The following is a 17,350-nucleotide window of genomic DNA, read 5'->3' as shown; positions in this document are numbered from 1 at the left end:
GCTTTTCACATTTATCACCTACACCTTTTATCTCCCAATTTTTTGCGCATTGTAACTAAATGTTCTTTCATAGCCTTTTTTGCATTGTATTCGTCTTGATTTTTTATAGCCTGATATATCATTTCATGTTCATGAATTACACTCTCTCTTTTTTCAAGCATACCTATATTTAACTTTAATGAATATGATAAAGCATTTACATGAATATCCTGTAAATTTTCAAATGTTTTGATTATATATTGATTCTTAGTACTTTGAACAATACATTTATGGAAATTATAATCAGGATCTATGCCTAAAGCATATTCATCTTGATGTGTTTCTATATATTCATGAAAAGCATCTTCTATTAATTGCATATCTTCTTCAGTTCTTCTAAGTGCACAAATACCTGCTGCTTCAGCTTCTATAATTGTTCTCATTTCTAAAATATCAAGCAAATCTTTCTCTGAGAATCTACCATAAGCATGCTGCCTAAACGTATCAGAAACGTCATGATTAATAACAAAGCTACCTTTGCCTTGAAATGATTCAATATATCCGGCTGAAGCTAGTTTACTCAGTGCTTCTCTTATAGGATATCTACTCACTTCAAATTCTTTAGCTAATACTGACTCTGAAGGTAATTTATCACCAACTTTATATTTGTCATTTTTAATTCTTTCTACTAATTTATTAAAGATGACTTCTGATAAACGTTTTGAGCTAGCATTTTTCATTTATGTTACGCCTACTTTCCTGAATTTAATATAATGAACACTCATCAATAATATAACTCCAATAATCCCTACAATACTTGTTATAATTTCAGGGAATATTAACATTACTGCAAATACAATAAATAAAATTCTTTCTAATATATTCAACTTCGTAAATAAATAATTTCCCATACCAGTAACTAACGCATAAATACCTACTAATGAAATTAAAATTGTCACTATTAATTGGCCATAATTTAAACCGCCTGTAGTTGCATCATTTAGTAACAACTCTGGGTGATATACAAGTAAAAATGGAATTATAAATCCTGGTAACGCTAATCTTAATGCAGTCCAAGATGTTTTTACAGGATCTGCTTTTGCAATACCAGCTCCAGTATAAGCAGCAAGTGCTACAGGTGGTGTTACGTTTGACATCGCTCCAAAATAAAATACAAAGAAGTGTGCTGCTAGAGGTTCTACACCTGCTTGTACTAATGACGGAGCTACTGTAACAGCCACGACAATATAAAGAGCTGTTGAAGGTAAACCAAAACTCAAGACTATACAAGTTACCATTACCATAATTAATATAACTATTAAATGACCGCCTGCTATATCAATAACATTGTAAGCCAGCATAGAGCCAACACCAGTCATACCAACTGTTGCAATCACTATTCCTACAGAAGCACAAGCTAAAGCAACTTGAATAGAACCTTTGGCTCCGTCTATTAGAGCCTCTAAGAAACTTTTTGGCGTTACCCGATTTGTCTTATCTGTTGTACAGTAAGAAGCGATAATCGAAGAAATTATTCCGGCGAATCCTGCAAATATAGCTGTCTTACCGATTAACAGAGCTACAATAACTACAATAATAGGTAATAATAATGCGCCTCTTTCTTTTAATACTTTACGTACTAAAGGGATATTTTCTTTACTAACTCCTTTTAAACCTTTCTTTTTAGCTTCTGTATCAATTGCCCATATTAAAGCAATATAATAGAATACAGCAGGGATAATACCAGCTAATACAATCGTTGTATAAGGAACACCTAAAAATCCGGCCATTATAAATGCAGCTGCTCCCATAATTGGTGGCATAATCATACCTCCAGTTGAAGCTGCCGCTTCAACTCCACCAGCGAATCGAGGAGTAAGGCCTATATTTTTCATTAATGGAATTGTAAACGATCCAGTTGTTGCCACGTTGGCAACGGCACTACCGTTTAATGATCCAGTTAAGGCACTAGATATGACCGCAACTTGTGCAGGTCCTCCACGGCGTTGACCTGCAATAGCTAAAGCCAAATCATTAAATAACTTGCTTGCGCCACTAACACCCAAAAATGCTCCAAATAAGATGAATAACATAATATATGTAGCAGCAATGGATAAAGTACTACCAAATATACCTTCAGTTGTCATATAAAATCGATATAAAAGTCGATTTAAACTAAAGCCAGAATGTGCAAAATCAATAGGAAAATAATTACCATACAAAGCATAAATTATTGCAAATATACTTAATAAAGGAATAAAAATACCTATTGTTCTTCTTGTTATTTCGAATAATACGATAATAGCTATAACTGCAAAAATATAATCTGTTGTATTTGCATGTGATGCTCGGTCAACATGTAACGTATTATAATTTAGAATGATATATCCAATTCCAAGTAACGCTAAAATTATAAATCCAATATCTATAATAGAAGGATGATGTTTATCAATACCTCTTTTATTCAACGGATATAATAAAAAACCTAATAACACTATCAATAATAAAAATATTGAATTTTGATGAAATGTTTGCAGATTTAAGAAACTTGAAGCTGCTAACACAAATAAAGATAAAATTATAGCCAAACCATTTAGGATGTATTTACTACCACCTTTTAATTCTCTAACAGAATCTACGATTTCTTTTTCTGGTTTATTTTTCATCTTGATGACCCCCTTTGCTTTCTTTTTCTTTAACTTCTTCAGGGATTAATCGATCATCAATTTTGAGACCTTTTTCTTTATAATAACGGTATGCACCTTCATGCAATGGAGTATTTAAACCATTTAGTGCAGTTTCCAACTTCATTTCTTTCGCAGAGTTATGTACATCAATCATAAAATCTCGATTTTCGTGCAACATTTTAGTTAAATTATAAACCATGTCTGCGTCCATTTCTTTAGTCGTAACTAAAATATTAGGTTGTGCAATTGTTTGAATATCCTTCTTTTGCTTAGGATATGTTCCTTTTTTTATTGTATAGCGATACCAAGTATCCACTTGACTGTTAATTTGTTCCATTTGCTTATCTGTCACTTCTAAAATAGTAGCATTTACCCCTGAAGCATACATATCAGTAATCGATGATACAGGTACACCTGCAGGTAACGAACCTCCATCAAGCCTGCCATCTCTCATAGAAGAAATCGTTTCTTCATATCCCAAATATTCAGGAGATATATCTTTTTTTGATTGGCCAATACCTTTCATCATCATTAAAGTTGATTGTTCAGTACCACTGGCTCTAGGACCTACTGAGAAAGAACTTCCTTTAATATCAGCAATTGTGCCAGTTTCCACTTCGCTATTTTTTAATACAAAATGTTCAACATTAGGCCAAATCATGCTCATTGAACGTAAGGAATCATACTTTTCTCCTTTATAAATTCCTGTTCCTTGAGATGCTTGAGTAGAAATCAAACCTTGTAAAATTGAAAAGTCAGCTTCATTCTTTTTCATTAAATCAATATTTTCTACAGAACCTGCAGAAGATTGACCATTAAATTTAGTATTTTGACTTCGATAATGCTTAGTCCATAACTGTCCCATGCCAACACCTATAGGATAATAGGTACCCCCTGTTGACGCTGTCGCAATGTTATATGTTTTCTTTTTCTCAAAATTACAACCTGCCAATATAACAACTAAACATACTAGTAAACTGATCAAGCGAAACTTCATACTATATCCCCCCTAATTATAAATAAAGCGCTTTCACTTGTATTACAAGTTTATATTTCAGAGTTACATTTTTCAACATATTTCTGAATATTTTTTCAATTAATTGTATAAATAGATGGTGTTAACCCCATTATTATATGAGTTGAATTATAAATTTTTCTTTTTATTTTCTTTTAAATATTTGCATTAAACAACCATATCAACGCTCTCGCTGCCTATTTGTACAATAATAGGCAAATAAATACAGTTAGGAATTATTTTTATTCAATTAGGGAAAATATGACAAATTTTCAATTTTTACGTTTATACTAAAGTTAATTCAAAAAGAAAAGGAGGTCCTTCAAATGGGTATCGCTGAAATCGTAGGTGGAATTGTAGATATTATTAAGACTATCATTAACAAATTCGCTTAATAACTAGCTTTTCTTTTAACATTATAAAAAAGAGGAAATCATCAGTTGGGTTGATGATTTCCTTTTTTAATTTTGGCTATACATTTTAGCTTCCAAATAAATCTCTGACAATTCTTTCGCTTGATTTGCCATCCTGATATTTAAAGTGCTTGTCTAAGAATTTTGGCACCTTTTCTTCTTCAAAGTCTTTGTTATCTAGTGATTCTATCAGTTCTTCGAAGGTTTCTACGATTTTACCAGGCACAAACGTTTCATATGGCTCGTAAAAATCTCTTGAAGTAATATAATCTTCTAAATCAAATGCATAGAATAACATTGGACGTTTGAACACAGCAAATTCATAAACTAGCGAAGAATAATCACTTATTAGAATATCTATGACAAACAGTATGTCATTTACTTCTCTAAAGTCTGATACATCTACAAAATATTTTTTATATTCTCTAGGAATGTTCAGTTTATTCTTCACAAACGGATGCATTTTAAATAAAACAACCGCATTGTTTTCACGACAATAGCGTGCAAAACGAGTTAAGTCAATTTTGAAAAATGGGTAGTGAGCACTTCGATGACCATTTCCTCTAAATGTTGGTGCAAAAAGGATAACTTTTTTCCCTTTAATAATCGGTAATTCATCTTCCATTTCTGCTATAATTTTTTGTTCATAGTCTTTATCAAATAAAATATCCGTTCTTGGTACACCAGTAGGTATAATATATTTTTCTTTAATACCAAATGCTTCACCGTAGTATGGGATATCATTTTCTGATGAAACATAAGCTTTTGTATAGTTTCTATGGTTAGGAGAATTGAAAAAAGGGCCTCCTTTTTTACCTGTACGACTAAATCCGACTGTTTTAAATGCACCCACTGCATGCCATAGTTGAATGATTTCTTGGCTCTTTCTGAATTTAATAGTATAAAGAAGTGGATGATAGTCATCAACAAATATATAATCAGCTTTTCCTAATAAGAATGGAAACCTAAATTTATCAATTAACTTTCTTCTTTCTGTAATATCAGATTTGAAAATCGTATGAATTTTATATTTTTCATCTAATTTTTTATCTAACATTTCATTATAAACAAATTCAAAGTTACCAGACATTTCTGCACGCGAATCTGAAGTAAATAATACTGTGTTCCCTTTTTTTAAGTGAAAGAATTTTGTAATATTAAATATTGTTTTAAAGAAAAAGTTACGTACTTTAAATGATCTTTTGTTATATTTACTTCTGTACTCTTTATATTTAGTTACTATCTTCTTTTCTTTTGGTTTTGGAGCTTGGAATTTAATGTCTAGTACAAACTCGTTAACTTCTCTAGAAATTTTAGGTATTACTTTGTAAGTTGTTTTTTTAGAGTCGCCGCCTCTTTTAAATTCATGCTTAAAGTAGCTTAATAAATAATTATTTTTTCCATTACGCGTTTCTATTTCTTCATAATGCTCTAATTGTTCTTCATCTAATTCATATTTTAATGGGTCTAATAATGTTTCATTAACATTTGCAATATAATCAAATTTACCTTTATAAACAAGCAAATATTGATCAGATGGTAAATAATTCCCATCATCTAATATAGCAACATTAAAACGTGCTATAAAATGATTACCATCTATTTTCACATCATTTGCCTGTAATTCTTTTGTTTCTGTTAAATTTCTAAGAATGAATCCATTACTTACTATTTCTATATCTTCAGCATAACCTTCGATAAAAAGTTGGATTCTTTCCCAATATATATTTACAACTTTTAACTTATACTTACTCAACTTTTCTTTCCACTCCTAAGCTAATCTCAGTCGTTACATTACCCACTTTATAACCGTTTTACCCCAAGAGGTTGACAGGTCAGATTCAAAAGCATCAACTGCATCATTTATAGTTCTTACTTCAAATTCTTGGCCTTTAAGTAAAGATAATTTTTCTATAACGTCTGGATATATTCTATAAAATTCAGCAATATCTTTAAAATCTTGCGCACCACTTCTACTACTGCCTATCATCGTAATGCCTTTTTCCAACACTAAACGCGTGTTTACTTCAATAGGGTATTCGCTAACACCTAGTAAAGCAATACTGCCTTCTGGTGAAATTAAATTAATAATTTGATCGACTGCAGATTGACTGCCTTTTCCGCCGACACATTCAAAAGCATGATCAATTATTAAATCTTCTGGTACACGGTTAATATAAAATACCTCATCTACAAATGAGAAATGACTTAACTTAAAATCCGTTTTCCCAAACACGTAAATTTTCGCTTCTGGATATAACTTACGTAATAAAATAGATGTTATAAAGCCTAAATTACCGTCTCCCCATATGCCAAAACTGCCTTGTGTTTCTATAGATTTCTTCTGAAATCGTTGTATAGCGTGCCAACTTACAGACACGAGTTCTGAATATGAAACAACACTCAAATCTATATCATCCGGTAATTCAACGATTCTATCATGTTCCATAAAGACATAATCTTGCATAAAACCATCAAAACCACTTGATCTAAATTTACTACTTGGTAAATAGTTTTCACTGATGACTTCGCTTTTTTCAATAGGTGTATTCGGTACCATAATCACTTTCGTCCCGACTTTATACTCGCCTTTGTTATCGTATACAACCTCTCCTACGCCTTCATGTACTAATGACATAGGGAGTTTCTTTTCAAGAACTTGTTCATTACGACTACCAGTATAGTATCGTTGGTCAGCCGCGCAAATTGATAAATATAAAGGTCGTACGATAACTTTATCACTCTTAATATTCTCATTATTATAAGTCACTTCAAATTGACGGGGCGCTACAAGTTGATAAACCTGATTAATCACTCAACATCCCACCTTTAATAATAGAATTGGCAACTTTTAAATCATAAGGTGTTGTAATTTTAATATTGTAAAGTTCCCCATCTACTAATTTCACTTTTTTATTTAAAACAACGAGTATTTTACAAGCATCTGTTAAAATTTTTTTATCTTCATCAGATAAGTTATAGTAACTATTTTTCAATAAATTAATGTTAAACGATTGTGGCGTCTGGCCTTGATACATATAATCTCTTACAGGAATGCTTGAAATATCTTCTTTATTTTCAGATTCGATAATTGTATCTGTTGCAGGAATAACAGTATCAACTGCACCATGTTCAAGAACTAGATCAATGTTCTCTTTAATAATACGTCTTGTTAGGAAAGGACGAACTGCATCATGCGTTACAATAACATCTTCATCCGTTACTGATTTAAACTCTGAAATCGCTGCAATGATATTCATAATTGTTTCATTACGGTCTTCTCCGCCTTTTATTACTTCAACTCTATCGTCGTTAATATTAAATTTATTTAATGTGTCTTTGGTGTGAGAAATCCACTTTTGCGGTGTCGCAATATAGATTTTATCAAACTCTCTTGTTAATAAAAATTTCTCAACTGTATGTATAATGATTGGTTTACCATCAAGATCTAAAAATTGTTTTGGCAAAGGAACGTTTCCCATTCTAGAACCGATTCCACCTGCTAATATTCCAGCATATATCATTTAATTAACCCCCGCTTTTATATATTTTGATGATTTATTAAACTTAAATCCTAATAACCTAAGATTTAAATCTTAGGTTAAAAGCTTACTCCTTTTTGATTTTTTCTTTTATAGTTGAAAGTGCAGTACCTACACTTATACCCATACGCGTAGATTTTCTCTTTAATACTCGTGTTAGGTTATCAATTTGTTTATATTCTTTCTTAATTATTGCTTGTTGTTTTTTTACTTTCTTTCTTAATTCTTTATTCGTTTTATTAGTTTTATTTTCTTTTGACTCAGCTAATTCAGTATATCCAATTAACCTATTTGAAATTTCAATTGGTGATAACTTATTAATAGGTGCTAACATATTAGGTAATTTGATTTTTTCTAATTGTTTATCTAATGGTGGATTATTATAGTATTCATAATTATATATATGATCTAAACCATTTTTATTCAAAAATTCTATAAAGTTATCAAAGTTTCTAGCTTGCACTTTTTCAGGCGCATGAAAGTCAAGTCGCTCTACTAGCTCATCCAATGTTACCCCAGATTTTAATTCGCTCTCTTCTATATGTGTTAAATTATGATATTCAGCTAACTCTTTCATACGCGCATCTTTTGTTAACAGTAAACTAGGAGTGCCTGCAATTGTAGCTGTTATATTACCATGTAGTCTTGCCCCTACTGCAAAATCCATTTCTCCCATAAAATCTATCCATGATTTAGCATTTAAAGGATATCTCACTTTATCTTCTTCATAGTATCTATCATTTATAGTATTAGGATAAAAATCAGTATTTTCACCTAATTTTTGATTACCTAAATATGTCATTTTGAATTCTTTCATCCATTGAGGAATAAAATAATAGTTATCATATTTATCAGTAACACTTGTTATGAATTTCAAAACATGTTCTGGTGAAAGTTTAGAAGAATTTATTGCCACAGTAGAGTTTTCATGAAGATTTAAATCTTTGATTTTTAAATCTCTGCCAAAAGCATACATAGATGGACAGCCTATAACCACATGGTCTACTCCTTCTTTAAATCCAAGTGAAGTTAAGTAATCAGCTGTAATTTGTCCCCTTAAGCCAATTATGTTCGAACGCTCCAATACAGCATTAACAAAATCTTTAACTTCTTTATCAAATGAAAATCCATCTTCAACATTTTTATCTATAGGAGCTTTAACACCTGCACCAATTACAATGACTGGGATATTCAGTTTTTTAAATAATTTTGTATAAGCTTTTAAACTTGCAACAAATGTATCACGAAATGCATCTGCTAATGGGATAATATAAGCATCATAATTTTTATTAATATAATCAGCATCATTTTCGTTTATTCTATATCTATCAGGAACAATTTCTACATTTTCAGTTGTTAAGTTTCTATAAATACTATAGGCGTAAATTAAATTACCTATATTCCCTCCTATTAAATTATTAAGAATCATCTCTTCAGGCGCTTTAATTTCATTTGGAGCTATACCTGAACGTATTAAGTATCTCTTCAAAAACTTCCCCTCCTAAATTATTCACTTATTACATTTTATATCATTAGTTAACAAAAATAAAATGAATTATATATAATTTAAGTAGATATATAAAGTTTTTCATACGTTTTTATAATAACTTAAATATTTAAATACTATACTAATAAAGTTATTCCCTTTTTGAATTTATTGATTTTACTTTAAAAAACCAAAAACGCCATAATGTATCCATTTAGGCGTTTTACTTTTTTACTATTAACTTAAAATTAATTGAGTAAGCTCTGCTGACGTAATATTGCCAAAGTAATATTTTAAGTTTATTTCATCTAACGCTTTAATAAGTTCTGCTTTGACTACTTTTGTGCCTATTAATGCTTCTTCTACTTCTGTGATATCTCCTTGACCAAAGAAATCTCCGTAAATTCGACATTTGGCAATTCGATTTTGTTCTATGGATAATGTTATGTCGACTGTGCCACAATTGAATCGGTCACTGCGATTATATTCATATTTAGGTGAACGTCCGTAGTTCCAATCCCAGTTTTTATATTTTTTCGCTGCAAGTTCATCAATTGCATCCCAATCTTCTGCGCTTAATTCATATCGTTTCGCTTCTTTAATATCATCAATACCCATAATTTGTTCGACCATTAAATTTTTAAATTCGTCTATCGTAACATTTTTATATTTTTCATCTAAGTAATCACGAATATTGCCAACGCGAGCACGCACGGATTTTATACCTTTAGATTCAATTTTTTTACGATTTGGTTTAAGTACATTTACCATTGGCTCATAATCGACATCTAATAATAAAGAATAGCCGCCATATATACGATTGTTAATAAGCGTCATAGCTGCTCCTGATACTTTTTTATCATGAATTGCTAAATCATTACGCCCGCTTTGAATCACTTCTGTAGCTCCTAAATTATGTAGGGCATCGATTGCTGGCTCGTAAAACCTCTGAAAATCTCCATAAATAGAAGTATCTTTTTCAAGAATACAGCACATATTTACAGCACCACGATCAACATATACTGCGCCTCCCCCTGTATCTCGGCGGACAACTTGTATATCATGTTCGTCTACATAATCTTGATTAATTTCTATAGCTGTATTTTGGAAACGGCCAATCTCGACTTTCGGATCACAGTAATATGGAAACAAAATATCATCATCCAAGAAAATATTCTGACTTACATAAACTTGCATTGCTAAGGCTATTGCCCCGTCTGCAATATATTCTCTATTACGAATAGGTTCAATTAAATACATATCATCACTCCTAATTTTGTAAGATTTGTTGTGCATCTGTTATTAAAGTAGAAATGTCTTCTGTTAAATGTATTGTTCTATCTTCTATATTTTTAGGAATGCGATACGCTTTTTTGTTTAAAGTCATATAAACTGCATTTTCGTTATGGCGTGTCATACGTTGGAAAGGATGTTTCACAAATTGAGGTGTTGTGTAACCAATGCCAATTTCTATATAAAGAACTTTGTCATCTTGATGTTTTTCTAAAAATGCATTATACCGATCTAACTGTGCATGAAAGTCAGCATCTTCTACCATACCTACTTGTGCTTTACGTTTATTTATTTCCATAGGTGCATCACATTTCGGACAATGTGGAATGAGGTCCCAAGGGATTTTCATATCTTCTTGTTGTTCTACCATTTGTCTAATTGCATCATCATCTCGATACGTTTGAGCATGACAGTGTTGACTACATTGCCATAAAATATATTTACCTTGGATGTGGAACACTTTACCCATATCATATTCAGCTATATCAAAAGCATTATCCGCATTAGTTGTTATAATATGGTGTTCTTTACCTTTAAGCATTTCTTTTAATGCAATATATGACTTACCTACAGGTTGATCTATATAATTTAATTTTACAAATCGACTTTCAAAAGCCCAATATTCTTGCCAACTTTCAAAAGGATGTAAACTCGCTTGTAACATATCAAAAAATCCATACTTTTCGATAAAGTCTGGAAAGTTCTTTGTAAAACGATCGCCAATATACGTGAAGCCATCAGAAGCTGACATACCAGCACCAATACCAACTACGACCGCATCCGCTTCTTTAAAAGCTTGAGCAATTACTTCAGCTTGGGTATTGTCGGTTTGGTTCAATGTTAATGCATCCCATGTTTCTTTATTCATGTTGACTGAGTGCCTCCTTGTATAATTGGAAATCTTTATCTTTTAAAACATTAAAAATAACTTTTATAGGTGAATTTGTTTCGTTTAAATAATTTAACGTTGTTTCTATTGCAATTTTTGCCGCCTCTTCTTGTGGAAATCCAAATACACCAGTTGAAATACAGCAGAATGCTAAATGCTTCAATCCATTTTCATCAGCCAGTTTTAAACAACTTCGATATGATTTCGCAAGCAAGTCTTTATTCATTTGTGAGACAGGTTTTCTTTGAACTTGTGGTCCTACTGTATGAATCACATATTGGGACGGTAAATTATATGATGACGTAATTTTAGCTTTACCTACGCCTTCTTTTTTACCTTGTTTTTTAATAATTTCATCGCATGCTAAACGAAGCTGTACGCCAGCTTTTGTATGAATAATATTATCAATACAATTATGGTTAGCCTGCATACAACCTAAGAACTTACTATTAGCAGCATTCACAATACCATCTACTGCTAATGTAGTGATATCACCTTGCCATAAATAAATATTTTGGTTTAATTCTGGCTCCAAATCTTCAATATATGTTACATGCTTTTGGTTAATTTCTGATAAATAAGCATCTTGTACTTGGATAAAAGCATCGTCTATTGGTTTAGGGGGACGAACATTTTGGAGTCCGCGATACAGCTCCCACTTACTTCGTCCCTCATCAACAATAGGGTTGTCTCCATGTGCTTCATTCCATAAATAAGCTGTGAGATAAGCGAGTCTCTCATCTTGTGTTTGTTTCATTTATGCCTCAGGTAATGCGTTAAATGCAGTTTCGTCTACATTTTCTAATTTAACTAACCAATTTTCTTCAGGTTTTTCAGAGTTTAAAATTGTTGGCTCATCTTCAGCTTTTTTATTACGTTCCACGATTGTACCTGCTAATGGAGATTGTACATCTAACACTGTTTTAGATGCTTCAATACTTACAATTTCATCATCTACATTTATGTCGTCTGGTCCCATAAATTCTACATAACCTACAGTTCCAATATCATCTTGTAACTCCGGTGTCATTCTAAAAACATATTGATTATTTACTTTTTCTACCCATAAGTAATTCGCTAATTTTTTCATTAAAAATCTTCCTTTCATTTATAAATATATTTCTGATAATAACTCTAAAGTTCTACATCTCTGTTTAATTCCTGGATGTAATGGTACTAATAAGACTTCATTTGCTTGGAAATCTTCGACAAGTCGATCTACTTTAAGTTTAACTTGTTCTTTCGTCCCTACAATAACACGTGCACGATGTTGTTCAATCAAACGTTGATCTCGTTCACTTAATTTATATGATTTAGCAGTTTCAATAGATGGAAATCGACTGAATTCAGCAAACTGTTTTTTGCCTAGTAACCATACATCTAATGATTGTAACAAGTCTTCAGCTTCTTGTTCAGTATCTGTAACAATAACAAATGTTGTTATCATAACAGTGGGGCTCATATTTAATGATGTGCGATTAAAAGCTTTGCGATAAGTATCGACACTTTCTTTTGCACTATCAATTTGAGCTTGATTAGGTAATAAAAACGTACCTAACGTCAAGCCTATTCCTTGCTCAGCTGCAATCTGAGCTGATTCAGCACTTGTACAAAGTAGCCACATATCCGAATGATGAGATAAATGAGGTTGAGCAATTAATCCTTTATAGCGCTGACTTTCATCTTGATTCGTAATATAATGACGTATATCTTTGATGCTTTGCTCATAATCTAGGAGGTCTGTTTTACCTTCATTCAAAGCACGTTTAACAATCGCAGTTCCTAAATTGCTACCAATGCCTAAATCCGTTCTATTTGGAAACAAACCTTCTAACAATCTAAAGTTCTCTGCTATTTTATACGGGCTATAATGTGGTAACATAACTCCACCAGAGCCTAATTTAATTCGCTTTGTTTCTGATAATAAATGCATCATCATTAATTCAGGACTACTGCAGGCAAACGCTGGCACATCGTGATGCTCTGTTAACCAAAATCTCTTAAAGTTAAGCTTGTCTGCTAACTTAGCCAGTTTCACAGTATCTTGCAAAGCTTCTTCAGCGCTTTTCCCTTCATCTATCACAGCGTAATCCAATACACTTAATTCAATCAAACCATCATCTCCAAGATTACTTACATCACTGCTAAAATCATGTTCGACTATATTATGCATGATGATGTATGAAATATCACATTTATTGCTTAATCCCTTTTTGTCCAATATATATTATAACTTTTTTATCAGTATTTTGTTAACCATTTATGCAATTATTAAATTTCCAGCATATAAATATTCATTTAGCTATTTGTTTATTGATTATTAAATTTTTCAATGTTAATTTGAAAGTAATGAAAAGCGCGAAAGAGGATGTTATAACATGAATAAATACTCACCTTTATTAGAATCACTTCAATTGCCTAATGGCGTTGTATTATCAAACCGTTTTGTACTTTCACCGATGACAACAAATTCATCTACTAAAGAAGGTCATATTACAGAAGAAGATTTAAATTACGCCAAAAGACGTGCAGATTCAGCACCTTTGCAAGTAACTGGCGCAGCATACATAGAACCTTACGGACAATTATTTGAATATGGATTTAATATTTCTGACGATGCTTGTATACCGGGGTTAACTAAAGTTGCTAAAGCAATGAAAGGTTCAGGCAATAAAGCTATTTTACAACTTGCACACGCAGGTCGTTTTTCTAATCATGCTATTTTAAAATATGGACAAGTTTATGGCCCAAGCCCAATGTCATTAAATTCACCTATTAAACATGAAGTACTAGAAATGTCAGTTTCTAAAATAAATGAAGTAATACAACAATATGCTGACGCAACTTCGCGTGCTATTCAAGCAGGATTTGATGGTGTCGAAATATCTATAGCACAACGTTTACTTATACAGACATTCTTTTCTACATTCTCAAATGAACGAACAGATCAATATGGAAGAAACACATTAGAAAACAGAGCAAGATTCGGATTGGAAGTCATGGAAGCTGTCCAAAAAGTAATCGATAAAGAAGCACCTGATGATTTTATTTTCGGTTATAGAGCGACTCCTGAAGAAACACGAGGAGATAAACTTGGTTATACAATCGATGAATTTAACCAACATTTAGACTGGGTATTAGAAGTTGCAAACATTCATTATTTAGCTATCGCTAGTTGGGGGCGTCATATTTACCAAAATACAACGCGCACACCTGGTAAATATTTTGGCAAAAGAGTAAATCAAGTCGTATATGAACATTTAAATGGAAGAATACCACTTATCGTTAGTGGAGGTATCAATTCTCCAGAAACAGCTTTAGATGCACTCCAAAATGCAGATATGGTCGGAATGTCTTCACCTTTCGTTACAGAACCTGATTTTGTTCATAAATTAAAAGAAGGCAGACTCGAAGAAATTAATTTAAATGTAACATCAGAAGAACTTGTATCATTAGCAATTCCAAAAGCAGCTTTTAAAGACATCGTACGCATGATGGATTATGGGGAAGGTCTAGAAAAGAAAGCACGAGACGAATTACGAAAATTAGAAAAGAATTATGATGACTAAATTTCCTTAACAAAAGCTCCTAACCCGTTAAATAAAGTTTAACGAATTAGGAGCTTTTTTGAAAAATAGAGTTTCTTGCCCTCTTATATTCCCCATTTTATTAATGAACTTGAATATGTCAAACCACCGCCAAAGCCAAATAACAGTATTGTTTCGCCTTTTTTAATATCTCCTCTGTCTACTGCATCATCTATAGCAAGTGGTATCGTAGCTGAAGATGTATTGCCGTAATAAACTAGACTATGTAGCGTTTGTTCAAATGGATATTCACTTCTCTTACAGATGTTCTGTATCATTTTCAAGTTTGCACTGTGTGGTACAAACCAATCTACATCTTTCAATTCTACATTTGCTTTTTCAGCTACTTTTTCTATTTCTCTTGGTACCATTTTAATTGCCCATTTATACACTTCTTTACCATTTTGATTTACAAAACCGATTTGTTCTAAATCTTTTCCGAACATCGTTTTACTTACATCTGTACAGTATAAACTTTCAGCTAATTTTCCTTCTGAGCCACTTGTGGAGGTGATAAAACTTGATTCTTCATCATTTTCTATTAAAAATGCACCCGCGCCATCACCAAATAAAACACACGTATTACGGTCAGAATAATCAGTGATTTTAGATAAAACTTCACCTGCAACGACAATAATTTTATTGTACATACCTGATGATATATATGCATTTGCCATATTAATACCATATACAAATCCTGCGCACGCTGCATTAACATCTATTGCAGCAGCATTTTCAAGACCTAGTCTACCTTGTACATATGAAGCTACACTTGGCGTTCTATAGTCCGGTGTTAAAGTTGAGACAATTATTAAATCCACATCGCTAATGTCTTTATTATATTTCTTTTCTAAATTTTTAATAGCTTCATAACATAAATCAGATGTAAATTCGTCATCTGCTGCTATACGTCGTTCTTTAATACCTGTACGTGAAATAATCCAATCGTCACTTGTTTCAACTAGTTGTTCCATATCTTCGTTTGTTAATACTTTTGATGGCTTATATGAGCCAACAGCTGTAATTTTTGCATGAGTCATCTTTTCCCCACCTCATCTTGATAGAATTCTTATTTTCTTTTTAAAATAATACTTTTGTTATTCATTAAATGATGTGAACTACTTTTTTTTATTATCGTACTATAAACAACTATACTCCTAGATTTTAAATTAATAAATGGTCATATTATATATTTTTTGTGTATAAAGTATGTTATTTGGTTTTTTCTTTTGCTCTGAATATGATTAAATCAGGATAATACGGGAATTAATAAATGGTCATATAAGTTTAAGGAGGTCACCTTATGAAGGCTATAACAGTTGGATTGATTCCTTCTCCAGATATGCCAAATAAATTAATTGATAAAGTAATCAATCAACTAGAGGAAACTTTCAAATCTAATATAGATTCAAACGTGGATTGGCACTTTGAACAGGAAGTAGCTCCTATGATTGGCACATCTGAGCATATGGATGAAACACTCGATTTAATAAAAGATAAAAAAGATCAAAACAATTGGGATTATGTTATTTGTGTCACTGATTTACCGAGTATTTCTGGTAAAAAAGCAGTCGTATGTGATATAAACACAGACACACATTCAGCATTTCTTTCTTTACCAGCTCTTGGTGTAATTAATTTAAAGAAGAAATTGAAAAGCTTTCTAGCTTTTGTGCTTAATTACATGTATCGCAAAGAAGACGATGTTGATTTATTAAAAAATAAAGGATTTAAATTTGCCAAAATATCTAAAGTAACACCTAATGAGGACAATTCAACCCAAACTGTACGAATTATAATAGAATCTGCTGCTATAGGTTGGATTCATATTATTGCTGGGATGACTTATGCTAATGAACCATGGTCAGCAATAGGTGATTTCAAAAAGATTATATCTGTTTCATTTGCGACAGGTACGTATGTGTCTATTTTTTCAACGCCTTGGGATTTAAGTATTTCATATGATTATTGGCGTTTTATTTTATTAACGCTTTTATCTTTAATAGGGATGACTGCATGGTTAATTTATTCTTATAAGCTTTGGGAGCATCCTTCTACAAAAACACAAAGGATTTATCGAAATGCTTATAATTTAACAACATTTATGACGGTAGGCTCGATTACTATATTTCACTACCTTTTACTTTTTGTGTTACTCGGAATAAGTGCGTTACTTTTCGTGCCACCTGAGTTATTTACATCATGGACTTCTTTAAATAGCATACACCCAACTTTCATAGACTATGTTAATTTAATTTGGTTCATTACTTCACTAGGCTTTTTAGCAGGAGCTTTAGGTTCAACAGTTGAGAATGCTGAAAAAATTCGTCGCGTAACGTATTCTTACAGACAATACTATCGTTACGAATACATTTCTCAAAGTCAAAGTGAAGATGATAAAGAAAATGAAGAACAATATGAAGGTGAAAAACAATCGCATAGAAAGGAGGAGAAATAAG

Annotated in this window: 15 protein-coding genes; 2 read left to right on the top strand and 13 right to left on the bottom strand. The window is 31.9% G+C overall.

Annotated features, from left to right (window positions below):
- Positions 1 to 14: 14 nt before the first annotated feature.
- The 12 genes from LQ682_RS02340 to LQ682_RS02285 form a co-directional block, all read right to left on the bottom strand.
- Entirely contained in the window at positions 15 to 719 is a 705-nt protein-coding gene (locus LQ682_RS02340; RefSeq protein WP_239723828.1) for a FadR/GntR family transcriptional regulator, read from the bottom strand.
- On the bottom strand, positions 720 to 2,645 hold the full coding sequence (locus LQ682_RS02335; RefSeq protein ID WP_016998960.1) for a TRAP transporter permease: 1,926 nt from the start codon (positions 2,643 to 2,645) through the stop codon (positions 720 to 722).
- Complete coding sequence (locus tag LQ682_RS02330; RefSeq protein ID WP_016998959.1) at positions 2,635 to 3,663, bottom strand: TAXI family TRAP transporter solute-binding subunit; 1,029 nt, start codon at positions 3,661 to 3,663, stop codon at positions 2,635 to 2,637. The genes LQ682_RS02335 and LQ682_RS02330 overlap by 11 nt, the downstream gene beginning before the upstream one ends.
- 498 nt (positions 3,664 to 4,161) lie before the next feature.
- Positions 4,162 to 5,850 carry a teichoic acid ribitol-phosphate polymerase TarL gene (tarL, locus tag LQ682_RS02325; protein ID WP_064211378.1) on the bottom strand — a complete coding sequence of 563 codons (1,689 nt, stop codon included), beginning with the start codon at positions 5,848 to 5,850 and terminating at the stop codon, positions 4,162 to 4,164.
- Between the two features lie 33 nt (positions 5,851 to 5,883).
- Positions 5,884 to 6,909 carry an alcohol dehydrogenase catalytic domain-containing protein gene (locus tag LQ682_RS02320; RefSeq protein ID WP_239723826.1) on the bottom strand — a complete coding sequence of 342 codons (1,026 nt, stop codon included), beginning with the start codon at positions 6,907 to 6,909 and terminating at the stop codon, positions 5,884 to 5,886.
- Positions 6,902 to 7,618 (bottom strand): D-ribitol-5-phosphate cytidylyltransferase, encoded by a 717-nt coding sequence (locus LQ682_RS02315; protein WP_239723825.1) that lies wholly within the window; start codon positions 7,616 to 7,618, stop codon positions 6,902 to 6,904. Before LQ682_RS02315 ends, LQ682_RS02320 begins: the two co-directional genes overlap by 8 nt.
- Positions 7,619 to 7,703: 85 nt before the next feature.
- Entirely contained in the window at positions 7,704 to 9,125 is a 1,422-nt protein-coding gene (locus LQ682_RS02310; RefSeq protein ID WP_064211379.1) for a polysaccharide pyruvyl transferase family protein, read from the bottom strand.
- A gap of 234 nt (positions 9,126 to 9,359) precedes the next feature.
- Entirely contained in the window at positions 9,360 to 10,382 is a 1,023-nt protein-coding gene (gene lplA / locus LQ682_RS02305; protein ID WP_239723824.1) for a lipoate--protein ligase, read from the bottom strand.
- Between the two features lie 10 nt (positions 10,383 to 10,392).
- Positions 10,393 to 11,283: an SIR2 family NAD-dependent protein deacylase gene (locus tag LQ682_RS02300; protein ID WP_103268972.1), complete on the bottom strand. Its 891-nt coding sequence runs from the start codon at positions 11,281 to 11,283 to the stop codon at positions 10,393 to 10,395.
- Positions 11,276 to 12,061: a protein-ADP-ribose hydrolase gene (locus tag LQ682_RS02295; RefSeq protein WP_239723823.1), complete on the bottom strand. Its 786-nt coding sequence runs from the start codon at positions 12,059 to 12,061 to the stop codon at positions 11,276 to 11,278. The genes LQ682_RS02300 and LQ682_RS02295 overlap by 8 nt, the downstream gene beginning before the upstream one ends.
- Complete coding sequence (locus LQ682_RS02290) at positions 12,062 to 12,394, bottom strand: glycine cleavage system H family protein (protein ID WP_103268974.1); 333 nt, start codon at positions 12,392 to 12,394, stop codon at positions 12,062 to 12,064.
- A gap of 18 nt (positions 12,395 to 12,412) precedes the next feature.
- Positions 12,413 to 13,417, bottom strand: coding sequence for an LLM class flavin-dependent oxidoreductase (locus LQ682_RS02285; RefSeq protein WP_239723822.1), 1,005 nt, complete (start codon positions 13,415 to 13,417; stop codon positions 12,413 to 12,415).
- A gap of 265 nt (positions 13,418 to 13,682) precedes the next feature.
- On the opposite strand from LQ682_RS02285, the gene LQ682_RS02280 reads away from it, so the two are divergent.
- On the top strand, positions 13,683 to 14,873 hold the full coding sequence (locus LQ682_RS02280) for an NADH-dependent flavin oxidoreductase (RefSeq protein WP_016998954.1): 1,191 nt from the start codon (positions 13,683 to 13,685) through the stop codon (positions 14,871 to 14,873).
- 83 nt (positions 14,874 to 14,956) lie between these two features.
- On the opposite strand, the gene LQ682_RS02275 is transcribed toward LQ682_RS02280, so the two are convergent.
- Positions 14,957 to 15,931, bottom strand: coding sequence for a ketoacyl-ACP synthase III (locus LQ682_RS02275; RefSeq protein ID WP_016998953.1), 975 nt, complete (start codon positions 15,929 to 15,931; stop codon positions 14,957 to 14,959).
- Positions 15,932 to 16,194: 263 nt separating this feature from the next.
- Here LQ682_RS02275 and LQ682_RS02270 point away from each other — a divergent pair, with 263 nt between their 5' ends.
- Positions 16,195 to 17,349, top strand: coding sequence for a hypothetical protein (locus LQ682_RS02270; RefSeq protein WP_064204386.1), 1,155 nt, complete (start codon positions 16,195 to 16,197; stop codon positions 17,347 to 17,349).
- The last annotated feature ends 1 nt before the right edge of the window (position 17,350 follow it).

The sequence above is a fragment of the Mammaliicoccus sp. A-M4 genome (assembly GCF_022386955.1).
Taxonomy (GTDB): Bacteria; Bacillota; Bacilli; order Staphylococcales; family Staphylococcaceae; genus Mammaliicoccus; species Mammaliicoccus lentus.
The sequence above is the reverse complement of the archived record's forward strand: the minus strand, read 5'-3'. Positions and strand labels throughout refer to the sequence as shown.

Coding starts and splice junctions, on each gene's coding strand:
- LQ682_RS02275 (WP_016998953.1), bottom strand. CDS start 15,931: ATGACTCATGCAAAAATTACAGCTGTTGGCTCATATAAGCCATCAAAA.
- LQ682_RS02270 (WP_064204386.1), top strand. CDS start 16,195: ATGAAGGCTATAACAGTTGGATTGATTCCTTCTCCAGATATGCCAAAT.
- LQ682_RS02290 (WP_103268974.1), bottom strand. CDS start 12,394: ATGAAAAAATTAGCGAATTACTTATGGGTAGAAAAAGTAAATAATCAA.
- LQ682_RS02315 (WP_239723825.1), bottom strand. CDS start 7,618: ATGATATATGCTGGAATATTAGCAGGTGGAATCGGTTCTAGAATGGGA.
- LQ682_RS02295 (WP_239723823.1), bottom strand. CDS start 12,061: ATGAAACAAACACAAGATGAGAGACTCGCTTATCTCACAGCTTATTTA.
- LQ682_RS02300 (WP_103268972.1), bottom strand. CDS start 11,283: ATGAATAAAGAAACATGGGATGCATTAACATTGAACCAAACCGACAAT.
- LQ682_RS02340 (WP_239723828.1), bottom strand. CDS start 719: ATGAAAAATGCTAGCTCAAAACGTTTATCAGAAGTCATCTTTAATAAA.
- lplA (WP_239723824.1), bottom strand. CDS start 10,382: ATGTATTTAATTGAACCTATTCGTAATAGAGAATATATTGCAGACGGG.
- LQ682_RS02330 (WP_016998959.1), bottom strand. CDS start 3,663: ATGAAGTTTCGCTTGATCAGTTTACTAGTATGTTTAGTTGTTATATTG.
- LQ682_RS02280 (WP_016998954.1), top strand. CDS start 13,683: ATGAATAAATACTCACCTTTATTAGAATCACTTCAATTGCCTAATGGC.
- LQ682_RS02335 (WP_016998960.1), bottom strand. CDS start 2,645: ATGAAAAATAAACCAGAAAAAGAAATCGTAGATTCTGTTAGAGAATTA.